The organism is Nonomuraea sp. KM88 (assembly GCF_052245635.1).
Classification (GTDB): domain Bacteria; phylum Actinomycetota; class Actinomycetes; order Streptosporangiales; family Streptosporangiaceae; genus Nonomuraea.
In genome coordinates this window covers 830,991-848,034 of the sequence record NZ_JBQQCC010000001.1, presented here as the reverse complement: position 1 = coordinate 848,034, position 17,044 = coordinate 830,991, and the positions used below count along the sequence as shown (strand labels likewise).

Here is a 17,044-nt window from a genome sequence, read left to right as displayed (position 1 = left end):
ATGCTGCTCGCGGCAGCCACCCAGCGGGCGGTCATACGCTCCTCGCTCCTTCCTGCTCCTCCGGCGACGCCTCCGGGCGCTCGCCACACCACCATGCCTTCGTGTCGACGGAAGGCACCGATTCGGGCACGACCCTACCCGACGACCACAGAGCCCGCCAACAGGCTCCACGGACACGCGAAACCCCCGGCAGGGCGGGCCCGGCCGGGGGTTCGTCGTGCGCGAGGATCAGCCGGTGAAGCCGATCGACGTCCAGTCGTTGTACTTGTAGCCCTCAGCGCCGTAGTTGGCGAGGGTCTTCTTGGTCGCCTGGATGTCAGGACGCTGGTACAGCGGGATGGTGTGCACCATGTCCCAGATCAGCTTGTCGGCCTCGTTGGCCAGCTGGGCGGCCTGCTCCGGGTCCGTCGAGGACACCGCGGCGTCGATCGCCTTGTCCACGGCCGGGTCGTCGGACTTCGGGAAGTTGCTCTCGGAGCCGGTCTTGTAGATCTGCGCCAGGCTGCCGATCGGGAGCGGCGTGCCGATCCAGGAGAACGGCACCAGGTCGAAGTCGCCCTTGATGATGAAGTCGGTGAAGAACTTGTCATCGGGCACCGGGCGGATGGTCAGGCCGATGCCGGCCTCCTTGAGCATGGCCTGGGTCAGCTCGCCCTCCGTCTTCGCGTACGGCACGCCCGCCGGGACGACGAAGGTCAGCGACATCTCCTTGCCGTCCTTCTTGCGGAGCTGGCCCTCCGCCTCCTGCTTCCAGCCGGCCGCGTCGAGCAGCTGCTTGGCCTTCTCCAGGTTGTACTTGCCGAGGTCGCCGGAGTTGTCGACGTAGCTCTTGTGGTTGTTCATGAAGACGTGGTTGCCGAGCGTCTGCAGCGGCCAGTCCATGTCCTTCAGGTCGGACTGCGTGATCACGTCACGGTTGATCGCGTACTGCACGGCCTGCCGGACCGACTTCTCCTTCAGGAAGTCGCTCTGGTTGTTGACCGTGATGTGCCGCCAGTTGGGGCTCAGCGCCTTGCGGATGTCCACGTCGGGGACTTCCTTGGCCCGCTTGAGGTCGGCAGGGCTGCCCGGCGGGATCTCCACGGCGTCGATCTCGCCGTTGGCGAAGGCGTTCACCTGCGCGGCTGGCGTCTCGATCGTCCGGATGATGACCTTCTCGAGCTTGGGCTTCTTGCCCCACCACTTGTCGTCGGCCACCAGGGTGAGGGTCTTGGTGCCCTCGTCGAGCTTCTCGACCTTGAAGGGCCCGGCGGTGACCGGGATCTTCTGCAGGTAGTCCTTGTCGTACGCCTCAGGCGTCTCGATGTGCTTGGCCGGCAGCAGGTGCGAGGTGCCGCGGTTGAACATGCCCTGCCACTCGAGGTAGGGCTGCTTGAAGGTCACGATGGCGACCTTGTCGGAGTCGCCCTTCTCGACCGACTCGATCTTGTCCCAGCCGTCCTTCGAGGCGGGCTTGAACTTCTCGTTCTCGCCGCTGTTGGCCTTCCACTGGGCCTCGAGGTCCTTCCACGTGATCGGCGTGCCGTCCGACCACTGGGCCTTGTCGTTGAGCGTGTAGGTGACGACCTGCTTGCCGTCGGCGACCTCGCTCTTGACGTCGGTCAGGTAGTCGGGGTTGGCGGTGAAAGTAGCATTCTCGTCGGAGACCATCAGCTGCGGCAGGAACGCGTCGAGCATGAACGCGGTGTCGGCCTGGTTGCCGTCCACGTGCTGGCCGTTCCACTGGCTCGGCCACTGGCCGATCGCCACGGTCAGCGTGCCGCCGTCCTTGACCTGCTCGTACGGGACGGGGTTGATGCTGATGGCCGGGGTCTCCGACATCTGCTGCTGAGCCTGCTTGGACTGCTCGGCGTTCGGTTGCTTGGTCTCGCCGCCGCCGCCACAGGCGGCGACGGCCATGGCCAGGACCGTCAGCCCAGCGGCTGCACGGTAACGAACCTTCACTCTTCCTCCTGATTGTCCGAGGCCGTGATGACCTCGACTTCCTCCGCGTAGTGACAGGCGGCGCCGTGGTCGACGGCGTTCGCCAGCCTGGCAACCGAGGGCTCCTCGTCCACACACCGCCGCCGCTCCGCCTCGCTGAGCACGGCGAACTTGGGGCAGCGGGTGCGGAACCTGCATCCAGACGGCGGGTCGGCCGGGCTGGGCAGGTCGCCTTCGAGCAGGATCCGCTTGCGGGTGCGTTCCATCTCGGGGTCGGGCAGCGGAATCGCCGACAGCAGAGCCTGCGTGTACGGGTGCGCGGGGCTGTCGTAGACGTCCTCGACCGTGCCGATCTCGGCGATCCTGCCCAGGTACATGACGGCCACGCGGTCGGCCAGATGCCTGACCACCGCCAGATCGTGCGCCACGAACAGGTAGGACAGGCCGAGCCTGCTCTTGAGCTCGTCCAGCAGGTTGATCACGCCCGCCTGGATGGACACGTCGAGCGCGGAGACCGGCTCGTCGAGCACCAGCAGCTTCGGCTCCAGCGCGAGCGCGCGGGCGATGCCGATGCGCTGCCGCTGGCCGCCGGAGAACTGCTGGGGGTAACGCTCGGCGTGCTCCGCGGCCAGCCCGACGAGCTCCAGCAGCTCCTCGACCTTCTCGCGCACCTCTTTCTTGCCGTGCGCCCGCAGCGGCTCGGCGATGATGTCGCCGACCGGCATGCGCGGGTCGAGCGCGGCCATCGGGTCCTGGAAGACGATCTGCAGATCGCGGCGGAGGCTCTTACGCCCTGCCTTGTCCAGTTCGGCGCTGTCCTTGCCGAGCACCACGACGCGCCCGCCCTCCGGCGGCTGCAGCTGCATGATCTGCTGCAGCGTGGTGGTCTTGCCGCAGCCGGACTCGCCGACCAGGGCCAGCGTCTCGCCCTGCGCGATGTCGAAGCTGATGCCGTCGACGGCGTAGACGGTGCCGACGCGGCGCTTGACGATCGCGCCCTTCAGCAGCGGGTAGTGCTTGATCATGTCGTCGAGCTCGAGCACCGTGGGGCGCTCGGCGCGCGGCACCCTGACCACCTCGTTGGGCGGGATGACCGGCACCGGGAACACGTCGGCCCCGGTCAGGCCTTTGTGCTCGATCTCGTGGGAGCGGATGCAGGCCACGTGGCGCCCGCTGCCGAACGGGGTCAGCGGCGGCTCCTCGTCGTCGCACATGTCCACCTTCATCGGGCAGCGCGGCGCGAAGGGGCAGCCGGGCGGCAGCGACGCGGGCGAGGGCGGGTTGCCGTCGATGGGCACGAGCGGGCCCTCCTCGCCGTCGATCCTCGGGATCGAGGCGAGCAGGCCCATCGTGTACGGCATCCGCGGCCGGTAGTAGATGTCGTCCACGAGACCCTGCTCGACCGGGCGGCCCGCGTACATGACGACCACCCGGTCGGCCATGCCCGCGATGACGCCCAGGTCGTGGGTGATCATCACGATGCCGGCGCCGGTCTCCTGCTGGGCGGTCTTGAGCACCTCCAGCACCTGGGCCTGGATGGTCACGTCGAGCGCTGTGGTGGGCTCGTCGCAGATGAGCAGGTCGGGGTCGTTGGCGACGGCCATGGCGATCATCGCGCGCTGCCGCATGCCGCCGGAGAACTCGTGCGGGAACGCCTTCGCGCGCAGGCTCGGATTGGGGATGCCGACCAGGTCGAGCAGTTCGACGGCGCGCTTGGCGGCTTTGTCCTTGCCGACGTTCTGGTGGACGCGGACGGCCTCGGCGATCTGGTCGCCGATGGTGTAGACGGGCGTGAACGCCGACAGCGGATCCTGGAAGATCATGCTGATCGTCTTGCCGCGTACCTTGATCTGCTCGTCCTCCTTCATGCCGAGCAGTTCCTGGCCGTGCAGCTTGACCGAGCCGCTGACCACGGCGTTCGCCGGCAGCAGGCCCATGACGGCGAGAGAGGTGACGGACTTGCCCGAGCCGGACTCGCCGACGATGCCGAGCACCTCGCCGCGCTCGACCTCGTAGCTGACGCCGCGCACGGCCTGGATGCCGCCGGGGAAGGTGACGGTGAGGTCCTTGACCTCCAAGATGCTCACGAGTTGCTCCCCGGGTCGAGTGCGTCACGCAGGCCGTCGCCGATCAGGTTCACGCTGAGCACGAGCAGCACCAGCAGGCCCGCGGGGAAGGCGAACAGCCAGGGGTAGCCGGTGGCGTTGCGCGAGCCCTCGGCGATCAGCGTGCCGAGCGAGACGTCCGGCGGCTGGATGCCGAAGCCGAAGAAGGACAGCGCCGCCTCGCCGATGATCGCGCCGCTGACGTTGAGCGTGGCGTCGATGATCAGCAGCGACGACAGGTTGGGCACGATGTGCCGGAAGATGATCTTCCAGCGGGGGATGCCCATGTAGACGGCGGCCTGCACGTACTCCCGCTCGCGGAGCGAGAGCGTCATGCTGCGCACCACCCTGGAGGTGATCATCCAGGAGAACGCGGCGAGCAGCGCCACGAACCAGAGCCAGGAGGCGCCCTCCCGAAGCCGCGGCGAGATGATGGCGATGATCAGGAAGCTCGGCAGGACCAGCAGCAGGTCCACACCCCACATGAGCGTCTTGTCCACCCAGCCACCGAAATATCCGGCGAACGCACCCACGATCGCGGCGAGCCCTGTGGAGATGAGCGCCACGAGCAGGCCGATGATGATCGACTTCTGCATGCCGCGGAGCGTGACCGCGTACATGTCCTGGCCGATCGTGGTGGTGCCCCACCAGTGGTCGCCGCCGGGCGGCGACAGGAAGGCCAGGAAGTCCTTCTCGGTCCAGTCGTACGGGCCGACGAACGGCCCGAGGTAGGCCAGGCCCACCAGCACGACCAGGGCGATGGAGCCATAGCGGGCCTGCTTGTTGCGGAGCAGGCGCCGCAGGACGACTTTCGAACGCATGTCAGCTCACCCGCACCCGAGGATCGAGGGCCGCCACCAGCAGGTCTGACAGGAAGGCGGCGAACAGCACGCAGACGGCGGTGAAGAAGGTCACCGCGGCGACGGAGTTGACGTCGTTCTGGTTGATCGAGTCGACCAGCCAGGCTCCCATGCCGTGCCAGGCGAAGATCTTCTCGGTGAAGGTGGCGCCCGTGAACATCGTCCCGAACGCGAAGGCGAAATAGGTGGCGGCGGGGATCAGCGCGGTGCGCAGCGCGTGTTTGGTCAGCGCCGTCCTGCGTCTCAGGCCCTTGGCCATGGCGGTGCGGACGAAGTCCTGGTTGAGCACGTCGAGCATCATGTTGCGCTGGATGCGGCTGTAGAAGGCGATCAGGCCGAGGCTGAGCGAGATCGTCGGCAGGATCAGATGGTTCAGCCGGTTGAGGAACTGGTCGAAGCCCGACAGCCGGGGGTTGTACTCGCCGGTGTACTCGATGAGCGAAAACCCCAGCCCTCTGTTCAGGTTGTACGTGGCGATCGCAAGGAGGGTGGCCAGCACGAACACCGGAACGGCCATGATCACGAAGGAGCTGACCCCGATGAACCGGTCGGTGAGTTTGTACTGTTTCACGGCGGAGATCGCGCCGAGCGCCACACCGACGGCGAAGCCGACCAACGTGCCGATGAGCAGCAGCCGGAGGCTCACCATGATCCGCCGGCCCATCTCGTTGTTGACCGAACCGCCGTTCCAGGTGCGGCCGAAGTCGCCGGTGATGACGCCCTTCGCCCACGTGCCGTAACGGACGAGCACCGGAGTCTTGTCGTTCAGGTTGTACTCATCGAGCGTCGCGTCGATGACCGCCTCTGCGACCGGTGGCTGGCGACCTTCGTACGCCCCCCGCGGGTTCATGGTGGTGGCCGCGAGCATGTACGCCAGGCTGGCCGCGATGGCGACCAAGATCACATTTATTGCCAACCTGCGGAGCAGGTACTTGCCCATTACTCTCCGTTCGCGCTGACCGCGGGCGCGGACTTCCGGCAGGAGAGAGGCGCCCTCGCAACGTAAACCCATCTCGCTCGGTGAAATCCACTTGACGCCGAGATGGCGATCAGAGCGCAGAATATATGTAAAAATATAACGGGCAGAAACCGTTCGGCGTAACGTTCAGGTCAAGCGCATTAGCCCCGCGATCCCCGCCACGCACCCCTCGATCACCGGCTTCACCTGCGACGACATCTCCTCATCTGATCCGCTTCACGGCACTTCCGCCGGGGGTAATGTCACAGAATCCGGACACTATTTGACGATCGCGCAAGGTGATCCACCTTGTCGTTGCGAATGTGCTGTGCGCGGCGTCAAGGGCGCCGCCGTCTCCCGGCGGAGCGTTCGCCGAGCGGCCGGCGGAGGGGGCGCCCAGCCGCGACAGCGGGCACTACGGCATCCACTTGCCGCCCGCGACGTCGATCGTCAGCCCGGTGATCCACGAGGAGGCGCCGGAGGCCAGGAAGGCGGTCACGTTCGCGACGTCGAGCGGTGTGCCGAGCCGCCCCAGCGGATGCTCGGCCAGCAGTCGGTCCTTGAACTCCTGCGGCATCCGCTCCTCCAGCCGGTCCGTCATGATCGTCGAAGGGGCGACGGCATTGACCCGGATGCCCGCGGGGCCGAGTTCGTGCGCCAGTTGCCTGGTCAGCGCGATGACTCCGGCCTTCGCCGCCGTGTAGGCCACGGAGGCGGGCGTGGGGCTGCGCGCCGCCAGGGACGCCATCGTGATGATCGAGCCACTCCCCTGCCGCCGCATGCCGGGCAGGAAGCTCCTGACGGCCAGGAACGTCGAGGTGAGGTTGGCGTGCACGGTGGCGTGCCAGTCGTCCTCGCTCATCTGGTCGATGGGCCGCGGCCGGCCCGTGCCACCGCCGGCGAAGACCGCCAGCACGTCGACGGGGCCCAGGCGGCGCTCCACCTCCTCGCGCATCGACTCGACGGAGGCGGGGTCGGTGCTGTCCGCCGCGACGCCGATCGCCGTCCCGCCGATGGACCGCACGACGTTCTCGACGGCGACGAGGTCGCGGCCGTTCACCACCACCCGCATGCCCTGCCCGGCCAGCACCCGGGCGGTCTCGCTCCCGATGCCTCCAGAACCGCCGGTGACCAGCGCCACCTTTCCCTCAAGATCCGGATACATCATGACCGTGCTCCCTCCGCCGTCGGTGTTTCCGGCTTCACCTTGCCCGGTGCGGGCGGCCGGCGGCGTCGGACACACGGGTGTTTCCCGCCTGCGTCTCCAGGAGGGCGCGCCACCGCCCGCGCTACTCCTCCCGTCGTATCCGCCCGGCTACCGCGCCGCGGATCCCAGGCTGGGCGGGGAGAGACGGCACGGTGCCGGCCGGCGGACGCGGATCAGCAGGTGGCGGCGAGGCCGGCCGCGGCGCGGAGGAAGAAGTCGTCGCCGCCCACCTGGCCGCCCTTCAGCGCCACCTCGACCCCGTCGACCGCGGGATCGTCCGAGGCCAGCACGCACACCGGCCCGCCGGCGGCCAGGCTGCCGGTCACGTCCAGCGACCGGGCGCCGAGCGCCGCGACGACCTGCCCCGAGGTGTCGCCGCCCGCGACCACCAGCCGCCGCACCAGCCCGGCGCGCACCATGGTCGCGGCGATCCGGCCGAGCGACTTCCCGATGCCGTCAGGGTCCCTCGCCGGTCCACGCGTCGACTCGACGACGGTGTGACGGCCGTCGCGCAGGCTCGCCTCGACCTGCTCGACGAGGCCGGCAGGCCCCGACAGGTCTCCGAGCACCCGCCACCCCGCGCGCTCGGCGGTGTCGATCTGGCGGGCGGTGATCGGCGACCGGCTCCCCGACAGGACGAGCACCGGCGCGACCGCTCCCAGCGCTCCCTGCCCCACCGTTGTCGCCGGGGTGGGGGCGGCGGTGAGGGCTGAGGCGAGGGCGCGGCTGAGGCCGCCGGAGCCGACGCAGCACAGCGGGGTGCGGGTGGCGGCGTCGGCGAGCAGCAGCCGGCCGAGCGCCCTGACGTGGTCGTCCGTCATCGCGTCCGCGACGAAGGCCGCGTTCCCGGTGTCCCCGGCCCTCGCCCGGTACGCCTCCTCCGACGGCGACGCGGGCAGCCATCCGGTCCGGCCGGCGCCCTGCCCGGCCAGGCGCGCCCGCAGGTCCGCCTCCGTCGCGGGGGTGACCGGGTGGTCGCGCGCCGGCGGATACCGGTCGAGCCGGTGGACCTCGTCGCCCGCCCGTACGAAATGGTTGGCGAACCACGTGTAGCGGCCCAGCTCGGGCTGCGCGGCCAGCACCGGCACGGGGCCCCGCGCCAGGCCCGCACGGCGCAGGGCCGCGATGACGGCCCCGATGCTCCCGCGCTCCGGGGACGAGTCGAAGGTCGAGCAGACCTTGTACTGGATGGCCAGCGGCCGCAGCGCCGCCAGCGCCGTGAACGCGGGCAGCACCACGGACGCCGGGTCGGCCGACGCCCGAGCCGTGGTGGCGATGCCGATGACGTCGTCCCGGTCGTGCAGGTGCGCCACGCCGGTGACGAGGGATCCGCTCAGCCCGAGCCGTCTGAACTGCCACAACGCGTCGGTCGCGCCCGTGAAGTCGTCGGCGGCGAAGGCGATGCGCGTCATAGCGGCCTCACTTGCGCACCACCCCGCCGAAGTACCGCAGCGCCCGGGCCAGCTCGGGCTCGCGCACCTCGGCCAGCGGCACGCCCGCCTCCGCCGCCGCCCACGCCTGCCGGATGCTGGTGATCCCGGCCGCGGGCCCGTCGGGGTGGCCGAGCACGCCGCCTCCCGCCAGGACGAGCAGATCGCTGGTGCCGGTGCGTTCCAGGGTGACCGGCGCGGTGCCGGCCCACTGGGCGGACGACAACACGGGCAGGCACGGGAAACCGCCGAGCAGCGGTTCGCGCACGGCCGCCACCGTCCGCTGCACGTCGTCGTCGGTGACGTAGAACTTGCTGTGGAACCCGCCGCAGTGCAGGTGGTCGACCCCGGCCAGGCGGGCCAGCTTCTGGTAGGCGACGTGCGCGATGCCGATCCCCGGGTGGCGGAACAGCGCTCCGGTGCCGGTGACGTGCCCGTGGATCGGCACGCGGGAGTGCCGCCGCAACATCGCGACGGCCGGGAGGCCCACGACGTTCAGGTTGACCATGACGCAGGTGCCCCCCGCCGCCACGACGAGGTCGTGGTTGGCGAGCATCCGGTCGGGTTCGTCGCTGATGTTGAACGCGTACATCGGCCGCCGCCCGGTCCGCCGTTCGACCTCGTCGAGCGCGCCCGTGACCGCGCGCACCCGCTGCGGCAGCGGCGCGGGCGGGCAGTCGCCGTTCACCTCGTCGTCCTTGATGAAGTCGGCCCCGGACAGCCCGAGTTCGAGCACCAGGTCCACGTAGTCGGAAGGGCGCAGCCCGACGTTGGGCTTGACGATGGTGCCGATCAGCACCCCGTCCGGACGCCCCACCAGCCGGCGCGTGCCCTCCACCGCGAACCGGGCGGGCAGGTACGCCTCCCCGAAGGCCGCGGGCAGGTCGAGGTCGGCCAGCTTCAGCCCGGCCAGCTCGCGCAGCTCGAACAGGTTGCCCGCGACCACGGGAAGCACGTTCGTGAGCGACGGCCCGGTGTTGTCGAGCGGGAACCCGATCCGCACCAGGCCCGCCGTGAGCGGCCCGTCGCCGGCCGCGCCCGGCAGGGCCTCGGCGACCGGCGCGGGGATCTCGGTCATGCCGAGCACCACCGCGCCGTGCCGGGCGCGCAGCTCGTCGCTCTCCCCCGCGACGCTGACGAACGTGCCGGTGCTCTGCTCGCCCGCGATCGCGCTCACCGCCTGGTCGAGCGGGAGGCGGGTGAGCACGTGGTACGTGGCGACGGTCAGCTCGCGCCCCGCCCCGTGCGAGGCGGCCGGTACGTGTTCCGTCCCCGGAGAGGTGGTCATCGGCGCGTCCGCCCGCCCAGGAGCTCCCCGGCCAGGTGTTCCATGGCGAGGGGCGGGCTGGCCAGGATCGGCGCCGCCGCGGGCACCGTACCGGCGACGCGGGCCATCGACGCCTGGGCCAGCACGATCACGTCGGCGTCCCCGCTGAGCTCGCTCAGGGCCTGCGCCACGCGCGCGTCGTGGGTGGCGGCGTCGCCGCTCATCAGCGCCTCGAACGCGCCCTCGCACACCCTGGCGGTCAGCTCGATCTCCCTGCCGGCCGCGGCGGCGCGCCGGCGTACCAGGTCGGCGGTCGGTTCGAGGGTGGTGCTCAGGGTGGCGAGCACGCCGATCCGGCGGCCGAGCGCGACGGCGCGGTCGGCCATCGGGCGGTCCACCCGCGTCACCGGCACGCCGGTCAGCGGCTCGGCGGCCTCGACGGCGGCGCCGATGGAGGAGCAGGTCACCAGGATGTGATCGGCCCCCGCGGCCTCGGCGGAGCCGACGTGACCGGCGACGCGACGCGCGGTCCTGGGGGTGAGGCGGCCCGCGGCGATGGTGTTCTTGATCAGGCTGTCGTCGACGATGTTGAACGTGTCGATGCCGGGGAGGTGCTCGGCGCACAGCTTGGCGAACACGTCGACCAGCGTCGCCGAGGTGTGGATCAGTCCCAGCCTCATGGTGTCTCCCTATGGGGTCGGTGACCAGCGATGGCGGGTGGCGGTCTGCTCGGGTGGCTGGTCGTGCCGCTCCCAGGCAACGTACTACCGAGATCGCGGATTGTTAAGAGTCTTCATCGGATGAAGTTCGAACTTCATCCGATGAAGGGTCTAGGAAAAGGCGCGCGCTCGGGGTACCTTGCGGAACCGTGGCAACAGATCCCCAGCCGGACGCGGCCCGGCACGTCCAGGTCGTCCAGGCGCTCGGCGCCCAGATCGTCGGGGGCGCGCTGGCCCCCGGCACGTCCATCCCCATCGAGGAGGAGCTGGTCGGCGAGCTCGGCGTGGGCCGGTCCGCCGTCCGGGAGGGCGTGAAGGTGCTGGCCGGCAAGGGCCTGCTGGAGACCAGGAGGAGTGCGGGCACCATCGTGCGCCCCCGCGAGTCCTGGAACCTGCTCGACGCCGACGTCCTGAGCTGGCGGTTCATGCCCGAGCCGCAGCCCGGCGACATCCGGGTGCTGGCCGACCTGCGGGTCGCGCTGGAGCCCGGGGCGGCGCGGGTGGCGGCCGAGCGGGCGGACGCGGTGGCCGTCCGGCGCATCGACGAGGCACTGGCCGCGCTCTACGCCACCGCCGACGACCCCGAGCCGTTCATCGAGGCCGACCTGGCCTTCCACAAGGCGGTGTTCGCCGCGGCGGACAACGACCTGCTGCTCTACGTCTACGACATGATCAGCATCGCCCTGCGGTCCGTGCGCCAGGTGCACACCCGCTCGGTCGCCCACAACAAGGAGACGCTGCCCGGCCACGAGCGGGTGGCCGTGGCGATCAGGCGCCACCACCACCGCAAGGCCGAAGAGGCGATGCGCGAGGTGGTCGAGGTCGCCCGCGCCGACGCCGAGCAGCACGCCCGCCTCTGCTGCTGAAGACCCCACCGAAATGAGCGAACAAGTGCACGTTCACCTCGACGTCGACGGCCCCGTGGCCGTCGTCACCCTGAACAGACCCGCCAAGCTCAACGCCATCACCCCCGGCATGGCCGCCGCGCTCCGCGCCGGCCTGGACCGGGTCGGCTCCGACCCGGCCGTACGGGTGGCCGTGCTCACGGGCGCGGGCGAGCGCTCGTTCTGCGTCGGCAGCGACATCGGCGAGCTCGACGACTACGCGACGCCGTGGGAGTTCCGCAACCGCGGCGACTACGGCGACGCCGTACGAGCCCTGCGCAAGCCGATCATCGCGGCCGTCAACGGCTACGCCTACGGCGGCGGCCTGGAACTGGCCCTGGCCTGCGACATCCGGCTGGCCGCCGACACCGCGACGTTCGCCGCGCCCGAGATCAAGCTGGGCTGGATCGGCGGCAGCGGCCAGTCGGCGCTGCTCGCCCACGCCGTCGGCTCGAGCAACGCGGCCACCATGCTGCTCACCGGCGACCCGATCGACGCCGCCCGCGCCCTGCGCTGGGGCCTGGTCACCGAGCTCCACCCGAGGGAGGAGCTGCTGCCGGCCGCGCTGGAGCTGGCCGGCCGGATCGCGGCCAGGCCGCCGATCGCCGCGCAGACGGCCAAGGCCAACGTCAGGGCGGCCTACTCCATGCCGCTGGAGCAGGCCATCCAGTACGAGCGCGACCTACAGACCGTCTGTTTCGCCACCGCCGACGCGGCCGAGGGAAGGGCCGCCTTCGCCGAGCGGCGCGAGCCCGTCTTCGAGGGGCGCTGATGGGCATTCTCGACGGTTACCGCGTGGTCGACCTGTCCATCGCGATGGCGGGTCCGCTGGCCGCCATGCGGCTGGGCGACCTGGGCGCCGACGTGGTCAAGGTGGAGCCGGTGACCGGCGAGTGGCAGCGGCACGCCCCGGCGGGCGGGGCGACGGGCAACCGGGTGAACGCGTCGTTCCTGTCGCTCAACCGCAACAAGCGCAGCCTGGCCGTGAACCTGAAGGCGGACGAGGGCCGGGCCATCGTGCACAGGCTGGCCGCGACGGCCGACGTGTTCCTGCAGAACTACCGTCCCGGCGTGGCCGAGCGGCTCGGCATGGACTACGCCACGATCAACGAGATCAACCCCCGCATCGTGTACGTCTCCATGTCCGGCTACGGCCAGACCGGGCCGTACGCGTCGCGGCCTGGCCAGGACCTGCTGCTGCAGGCCATGAGCGGTGCCATGCTGAGCACCGGCCGCGAGGGGGACCCGCCGGCCCCCGCGGGCACGTACGCCATCGACGCCATCACCGCCTACAGCGCCTTCGAAGGCGCGCTCGCCGCGCTGCTGCACCGCGAGCGCACCGGGGAGGGGCAGCGGGTGAGCGTCAACATGCTGGACGCGGCCGTCGCCGTGCAGATGCAGGAGCTGTCGATCTTCACGGTCGGCGGCGTGCCGCAGCGCCGCGGGAGCGAGCCGCACGGCCACACCTACATCCGCGCGCCCTACGGCGTGTTCGCCACGAAGGACGGCTATCTCGCGCTCGGCATGCCCCGGCTCGACGCGCTGGCCGTCGCCCTCGACCTGCCCGAGCTCGCGGGCATGGACGGCGACGCCGACGGCCACACCAGGCGCGACGAGATCACCGCGATCGTGGCCCGCCGCCTGCCCGCCCGCACGACCGCCGAGTGGCTGGAGATCTGCGCCCGCCACGACCTGTGGGCCGGCCCGGTGTACGGCTACGCCGACCTGGTGGCCGATCCGCAGGTCAGGCAGAACGGGTCGTTCGTCACCTACGACCACCGCACCGAGGGCACGGTGACCACGCCCGGCTTCCCGTACGGCTTCAGCGCCACCCCTCCGGAGGTGCGCAGGGGCGCGCCGCTGGTGGGCGAGCACACCAGGGAGCTGCTCGACGAGCTCGGATACCCGCCGGAGCGCACGGCCGAGCTGGTGGCGGAGGGCGTGCTGGCATGCGAGGACTGACCTGGGACCATCCGAGGGGGTACGCCCCGCTCGACGAGCTGACCCGGCTCGACCTGGCCGGCTCGAACCCGTACGGCGATGTGCCCGAGCCGATCGTGTGGGACCGGCAGCCGCTCGAGGGGTTCGAGTCGGAGCCGATCGCTGGGCTCTGCGAGACGTACGACGTGCTCGTCATCGACCATCCGGGGCTGGGCGCGGCGGTGGACGCGCTGGTGCCGATGGAGGAGCTGTTCGAGCCGGACGAGCTGGCGGGCCTGCGAGCCTGCTCGGCGGGTCGTTGCTTCGACAGCTACCACCTGGACGGGCGCCAGTGGGCGCTGCCGCTCGACGCGGCGATGCAGGTGGCGGCGGCCAGGCCGGGCGTGCGGGTGCCGGCGGAGTGGACGGAGATGGCGGCGTTCGCCCGGGGCACGCGGATGGCGTTGTGCCTGGGCGGGCCGCACGCGTTCCTCATGTTCTGCGCGCTCTGCTCGGGCGACTTCCTGGACGAGGAGGCCGGGGTCAGGGCGCTGGAGCTGATGGCGGAGCTGCTGGCCGCCGCCGACCCCGGGCTGTCGCTGCGCAACCCGATCGGCGTGCTCGACGCGATGGCGGCGGGTGAGATCGACTGCTGCCCCCTGCTGTACGGCTACGGCTCCTACCCGCTGACCTTCTCCGACGCCCCCGCCTGGCCGGGCCTGCCGCCGGGCAGCGTGCTCGGCGGCACCGGGCTGGCCGTCTCCAGGCGGCGCGCAGGCACGATCCGCGAGGCGGTCCGCGCCCACCTGCGCCGCCTGCTGTCGGAGCCGGTGCAGGCGGGGCTGTTCCCCGCCACCGGCGGGCAGCCCGCGGCCCGCGCCGTGTGGGAGACGGGCGGCTTCTACCGCGACACCCGGGCCACCTTGGAGGCCGCCTGGATCAGGCCGCGCTTCCCTGGCTACATCGCCCTGCAGGAGAGGGCTTCCGCGCTGATCCGCGACGGGCTGCTCGCCCGCGTCCCGGCCCTCGACCTGTTCAAGGACCTGCACAACGAATGGAGGCACAGATGACCACGGCGCTCGTCACCGGCGCCGCCGGCGCGCTCGGCCGCGCGATCGTCCGCCGGCTGGCCGCCGACGGCCACCGGGTGGCGGCACTCGACGTCGACGCGAAGACGCTCGAAGGCGCGCTCAACCTGGAGACCGACCTGCGCGATCCGGCCGCCGTCGAGGCCGCGTTCGCCGAGACGGAGGCGCGGCTGGGGCCGGTCGGCATCCTCGTCAACAACGCGGCCGTCTACCCGGCCCGGCCCTTCCTGGAGGTGCCACTGAGCGAGTACGACGACGTGCACGCGGTCAACCAGCGCGCCTACTGGCTGGCGGCCCAGCTCGCGGCCCAGCAGATGAGCAGGCAGGTGGGCGGCCTGGGCGGCGCGATCGTCAACATCGCCTCCATCACCATGCACGGCGGCTGGTCCGACCTGGCCGCCTACGTCGCCACCAAGGGCGCCGCCGCCGCGCTCACCAGGGCGCTGGCCCGCGAGCTCGGCCCGAAGGAGATCCGGGTCAACTGCGTCTCGCCCGGCGCGTTCCCGACGGCGGCGGAGAGCATCCATCCGGATCCGGAGGCGTACGACCGGATGGTGCTGGAGCGGCAGGCGCTCCAGCGGCGCGGCAAGCCGGAGGAGCTGGCGGCCGTGGTGTCGTTCCTGACCGGCCCGGACGCCTCCTTCGTCACGGGCCAGACCATCGAAGTCAACGGAGGGTGGGTGATGGCATGACGCCGGACCGCAGGCGGCTGGCCGAGCTGACGGGCGATCTGAGCGCGGCCGGCGGGGTCCGGCTTGTGACGCTCGGCGACGGGGCCGAGCGCGGCATCAGGACGCTGGAGTTCAGGACGGGCTCGGGGCTGGCGTTCGACGTGCTGGTGGACAGGTGCATGGACATCGGGCACGCCGAGCACGGCGGGCGCGCGTTCGGCTGGCGCTCCCCCACGGGTTTCCGCCATCCGGGGCTGCACGAGAACGCCGACGAGGACGGGCTGTCCTGGTTGCGCTCGTTCTCCGGGCTCATCGTCACGGCCGGGCTCGACCACACGCTGTTCGGCGGCGACGTGCCCGCCGGCACCTACCGCTACCCGCCTCGCACGTCGGTGCGGCACGGCCTGCACGGGCGCGCGGGCAACCTGCCCGCCCGGCTGACCGGCTACGGCGAGCGCTGGGACGGCGAGCGCTGCGTGTTGTGGGCCGAGGGCGAGGTGCGCCAGGCCGCGGTCTTCGCCGAGAACCTGCGCCTGGTGCGGCGGATCGAGGCCGACCTCGGCGGCGAGGAGATCAGGCTGGTGGACACCGTCACCAACGCGGGGTTCGAGCCGACGCCGCACATGTACCTCTACCACATCAACCTGGGCTGGCCGCTGCTCGACGAGGGCGCCAGGTTCGAGGCCGCCATCCGCGAGACGCTCTGGCAGAGCGACAGCGTGGCCGAGCAGAAGGCCGATCACATCGTCTTCCCCGGGCCGGTGCCGGGGTTCGTGGAGCAGGTGTACGAGCACGCGCTCGTCCCCGGCGACGACGGGCTGCACCGGGTGGCCGTGGTCAACGACCGGCTCGGGATGAAGGTGTCCGTGGAGTGGCCGGCGGAGGAGTTCCCGTACTTCTTCGAGTGGCTGAACCTGCGCTCGGGCAACTACGCGGTCGGGCTCGAACCGTCCACCCACCACGTCGCCGGCGACGCCGCGGCGAGGGAGGACGGCAGCATGATCTGGCTCGGCCCGCAGGAGTCGCGGACCTACCACACCACGTTCCGTGTCGAGGCGCCCTGAGGCCACCGGGCGGGCGTCAGTCCAGCCGGTACGCCCGCCGCGCCGTCCCGGCGAAGACGTCGGCGCGCTCGCTGTCCGACAGGCCCGCGCAGAGCTCGTCCGCGGCCTCGGCGACCTGTCCGTAGCCGGCCGCGAGCAGGCACACGGGCCAGTCGGAGCCGAACATCACCCGCTCGGGCCCGAACGCCTCCAGGACGGTCTCGGCGTACGGCCGCAGGTCGGCCACCTGCCAGGACGCCCGGTCGGCCTCGGTGACCATCCCGGACAACTTGCAGAAGACGTTGGGATGGCGGGCCAGCTCCAGGATCCGGCCGCGCCACGGCTCCAGCTCGCCCGAGGCGATCGGCGGCTTGGACAGGTGGTCGAGCACGAACGTCAGCTCCGGCACGGCGGCCACCGTGTCGATGGCGGCGGGCAGCTGGTGCGGGAGCGTGAGCAGGTCGTAGGCCAGCCCGGCGGCGGCCACGGCGGCGAGCCCGCGGCGCACGTCGGCGCGGGTCAGCCAGCCGGGGTCGGGCTCGGACTGCACGCCGTGCCTGACGGCGACCAGCCCGCCGCGCTGTCCATGGGGCAGCCCGGCGAGGGTGTCGGCGGCGTCGGGCGCGGTCAGGTCGATCCAGCCGACGACGCCCGCGACGAGCTCGGACCGGGCGGCCAGGGCCAGGAACTCGCGGGTCTCGTCAAGGTCGGGCAGCACCTGCACCAGCACGGTGCGGCTCACCCCGGCCGCGGTGGCGGGCCCGGCGAGGTCGTCGAGGGTGAACGTGCGGCGCACGGGGGCCATGGGCTCCGGGTCGAGCCAGGCGTGGGGGCGGACGGACAGATCCCAGACGTGGTGGTGGGCGTCGATGCGGGTCATCACGGCTTCCGGCTCGGTCGGGAGCGGGCGGCGGCCGCCCACTCCACGAGGAGATCGTTTCCGGACCGGAACCTAACATACATCCTACG

At 71.3% G+C, this 17,044-nt stretch carries 15 protein-coding genes; 6 read left to right on the top strand and 9 right to left on the bottom strand.

Annotated elements, in window-relative coordinates:
- Positions 1-228 precede the first annotated feature (228 nt).
- The 8 genes from ACTWPV_RS03890 to ACTWPV_RS03855 form a co-directional block, all read right to left on the bottom strand.
- Entirely contained in the window at positions 229-1,944 is a 1,716-nt protein-coding gene (locus ACTWPV_RS03890; RefSeq protein ID WP_347642117.1) for an ABC transporter family substrate-binding protein, read from the bottom strand.
- Positions 1,941-4,010 carry an ABC transporter ATP-binding protein gene (locus ACTWPV_RS03885; protein WP_443150617.1) on the bottom strand — a complete coding sequence of 690 codons (2,070 nt, stop codon included), beginning with the start codon at positions 4,008-4,010 and terminating at the stop codon, positions 1,941-1,943. Before ACTWPV_RS03885 ends, ACTWPV_RS03890 begins: the two co-directional genes overlap by 4 nt.
- A complete protein-coding gene (locus ACTWPV_RS03880) occupies positions 4,007-4,849 on the bottom strand; it encodes an ABC transporter permease (protein WP_347642115.1) in 843 nt (280 codons plus the stop codon). The genes ACTWPV_RS03885 and ACTWPV_RS03880 overlap by 4 nt, the downstream gene beginning before the upstream one ends.
- A 1-nt stretch (position 4,850) precedes the next feature.
- A complete protein-coding gene (locus tag ACTWPV_RS03875) occupies positions 4,851-5,828 on the bottom strand; it encodes an ABC transporter permease (RefSeq protein WP_347622537.1) in 978 nt (325 codons plus the stop codon).
- Between the two features lie 433 nt (positions 5,829-6,261).
- Positions 6,262-7,014, bottom strand: a complete 753-nt coding sequence (locus ACTWPV_RS03870; RefSeq protein WP_443150616.1) for an SDR family NAD(P)-dependent oxidoreductase — start codon at positions 7,012-7,014, stop codon at positions 6,262-6,264.
- A gap of 212 nt (positions 7,015-7,226) precedes the next feature.
- Positions 7,227-8,465: a four-carbon acid sugar kinase family protein gene (locus ACTWPV_RS03865; RefSeq protein WP_347642113.1), complete on the bottom strand. Its 1,239-nt coding sequence runs from the start codon at positions 8,463-8,465 to the stop codon at positions 7,227-7,229.
- A gap of 7 nt (positions 8,466-8,472) precedes the next feature.
- On the bottom strand, positions 8,473-9,771 hold the full coding sequence (locus ACTWPV_RS03860) for a RuBisCO large subunit C-terminal-like domain-containing protein (RefSeq protein ID WP_347642112.1): 1,299 nt from the start codon (positions 9,769-9,771) through the stop codon (positions 8,473-8,475).
- Positions 9,768-10,430 (bottom strand): aspartate/glutamate racemase family protein, encoded by a 663-nt coding sequence (locus tag ACTWPV_RS03855; RefSeq protein ID WP_347642111.1) that lies wholly within the window; start codon positions 10,428-10,430, stop codon positions 9,768-9,770. The genes ACTWPV_RS03860 and ACTWPV_RS03855 overlap by 4 nt, the downstream gene beginning before the upstream one ends.
- A gap of 188 nt (positions 10,431-10,618) precedes the next feature.
- Here ACTWPV_RS03855 and ACTWPV_RS03850 point away from each other — a divergent pair, with 188 nt between their 5' ends.
- Genes ACTWPV_RS03850 through ACTWPV_RS03825 form a run of 6 tightly spaced genes read left to right on the top strand, consistent with a single transcriptional unit; the run spans position 10,619 to position 16,096 of the window.
- Complete coding sequence (locus ACTWPV_RS03850; RefSeq protein WP_347642110.1) at positions 10,619-11,335, top strand: FadR/GntR family transcriptional regulator; 717 nt, start codon at positions 10,619-10,621, stop codon at positions 11,333-11,335.
- A 13-nt stretch (positions 11,336-11,348) separates the two neighbouring features.
- A complete protein-coding gene (locus tag ACTWPV_RS03845; protein WP_347642109.1) occupies positions 11,349-12,125 on the top strand; it encodes an enoyl-CoA hydratase/isomerase family protein in 777 nt (258 codons plus the stop codon).
- On the top strand, positions 12,125-13,315 hold the full coding sequence (locus ACTWPV_RS03840) for a CaiB/BaiF CoA transferase family protein (protein ID WP_443150615.1): 1,191 nt from the start codon (positions 12,125-12,127) through the stop codon (positions 13,313-13,315). Before ACTWPV_RS03845 ends, ACTWPV_RS03840 begins: the two co-directional genes overlap by 1 nt.
- Complete coding sequence (locus ACTWPV_RS03835; RefSeq protein WP_443150614.1) at positions 13,303-14,343, top strand: hypothetical protein; 1,041 nt, start codon at positions 13,303-13,305, stop codon at positions 14,341-14,343. The genes ACTWPV_RS03840 and ACTWPV_RS03835 overlap by 13 nt, the downstream gene beginning before the upstream one ends.
- The gene (locus ACTWPV_RS03830; protein ID WP_443150613.1) at positions 14,340-15,053 is read left to right on the top strand and encodes an SDR family NAD(P)-dependent oxidoreductase; all 714 of its coding nucleotides are present in this window, start codon (positions 14,340-14,342) and stop codon (positions 15,051-15,053) included. The genes ACTWPV_RS03835 and ACTWPV_RS03830 overlap by 4 nt, the downstream gene beginning before the upstream one ends.
- On the top strand, positions 15,050-16,096 hold the full coding sequence (locus tag ACTWPV_RS03825) for an aldose 1-epimerase family protein (RefSeq protein ID WP_347642105.1): 1,047 nt from the start codon (positions 15,050-15,052) through the stop codon (positions 16,094-16,096). Before ACTWPV_RS03830 ends, ACTWPV_RS03825 begins: the two co-directional genes overlap by 4 nt.
- A 16-nt stretch (positions 16,097-16,112) precedes the next feature.
- Here ACTWPV_RS03825 and ACTWPV_RS03820 read toward each other — a convergent pair whose 3' ends face one another.
- Positions 16,113-16,955 carry an amidohydrolase family protein gene (locus ACTWPV_RS03820; RefSeq protein ID WP_443150612.1) on the bottom strand — a complete coding sequence of 281 codons (843 nt, stop codon included), beginning with the start codon at positions 16,953-16,955 and terminating at the stop codon, positions 16,113-16,115.
- Between the last annotated feature and the right edge of the window lie 89 nt (positions 16,956-17,044).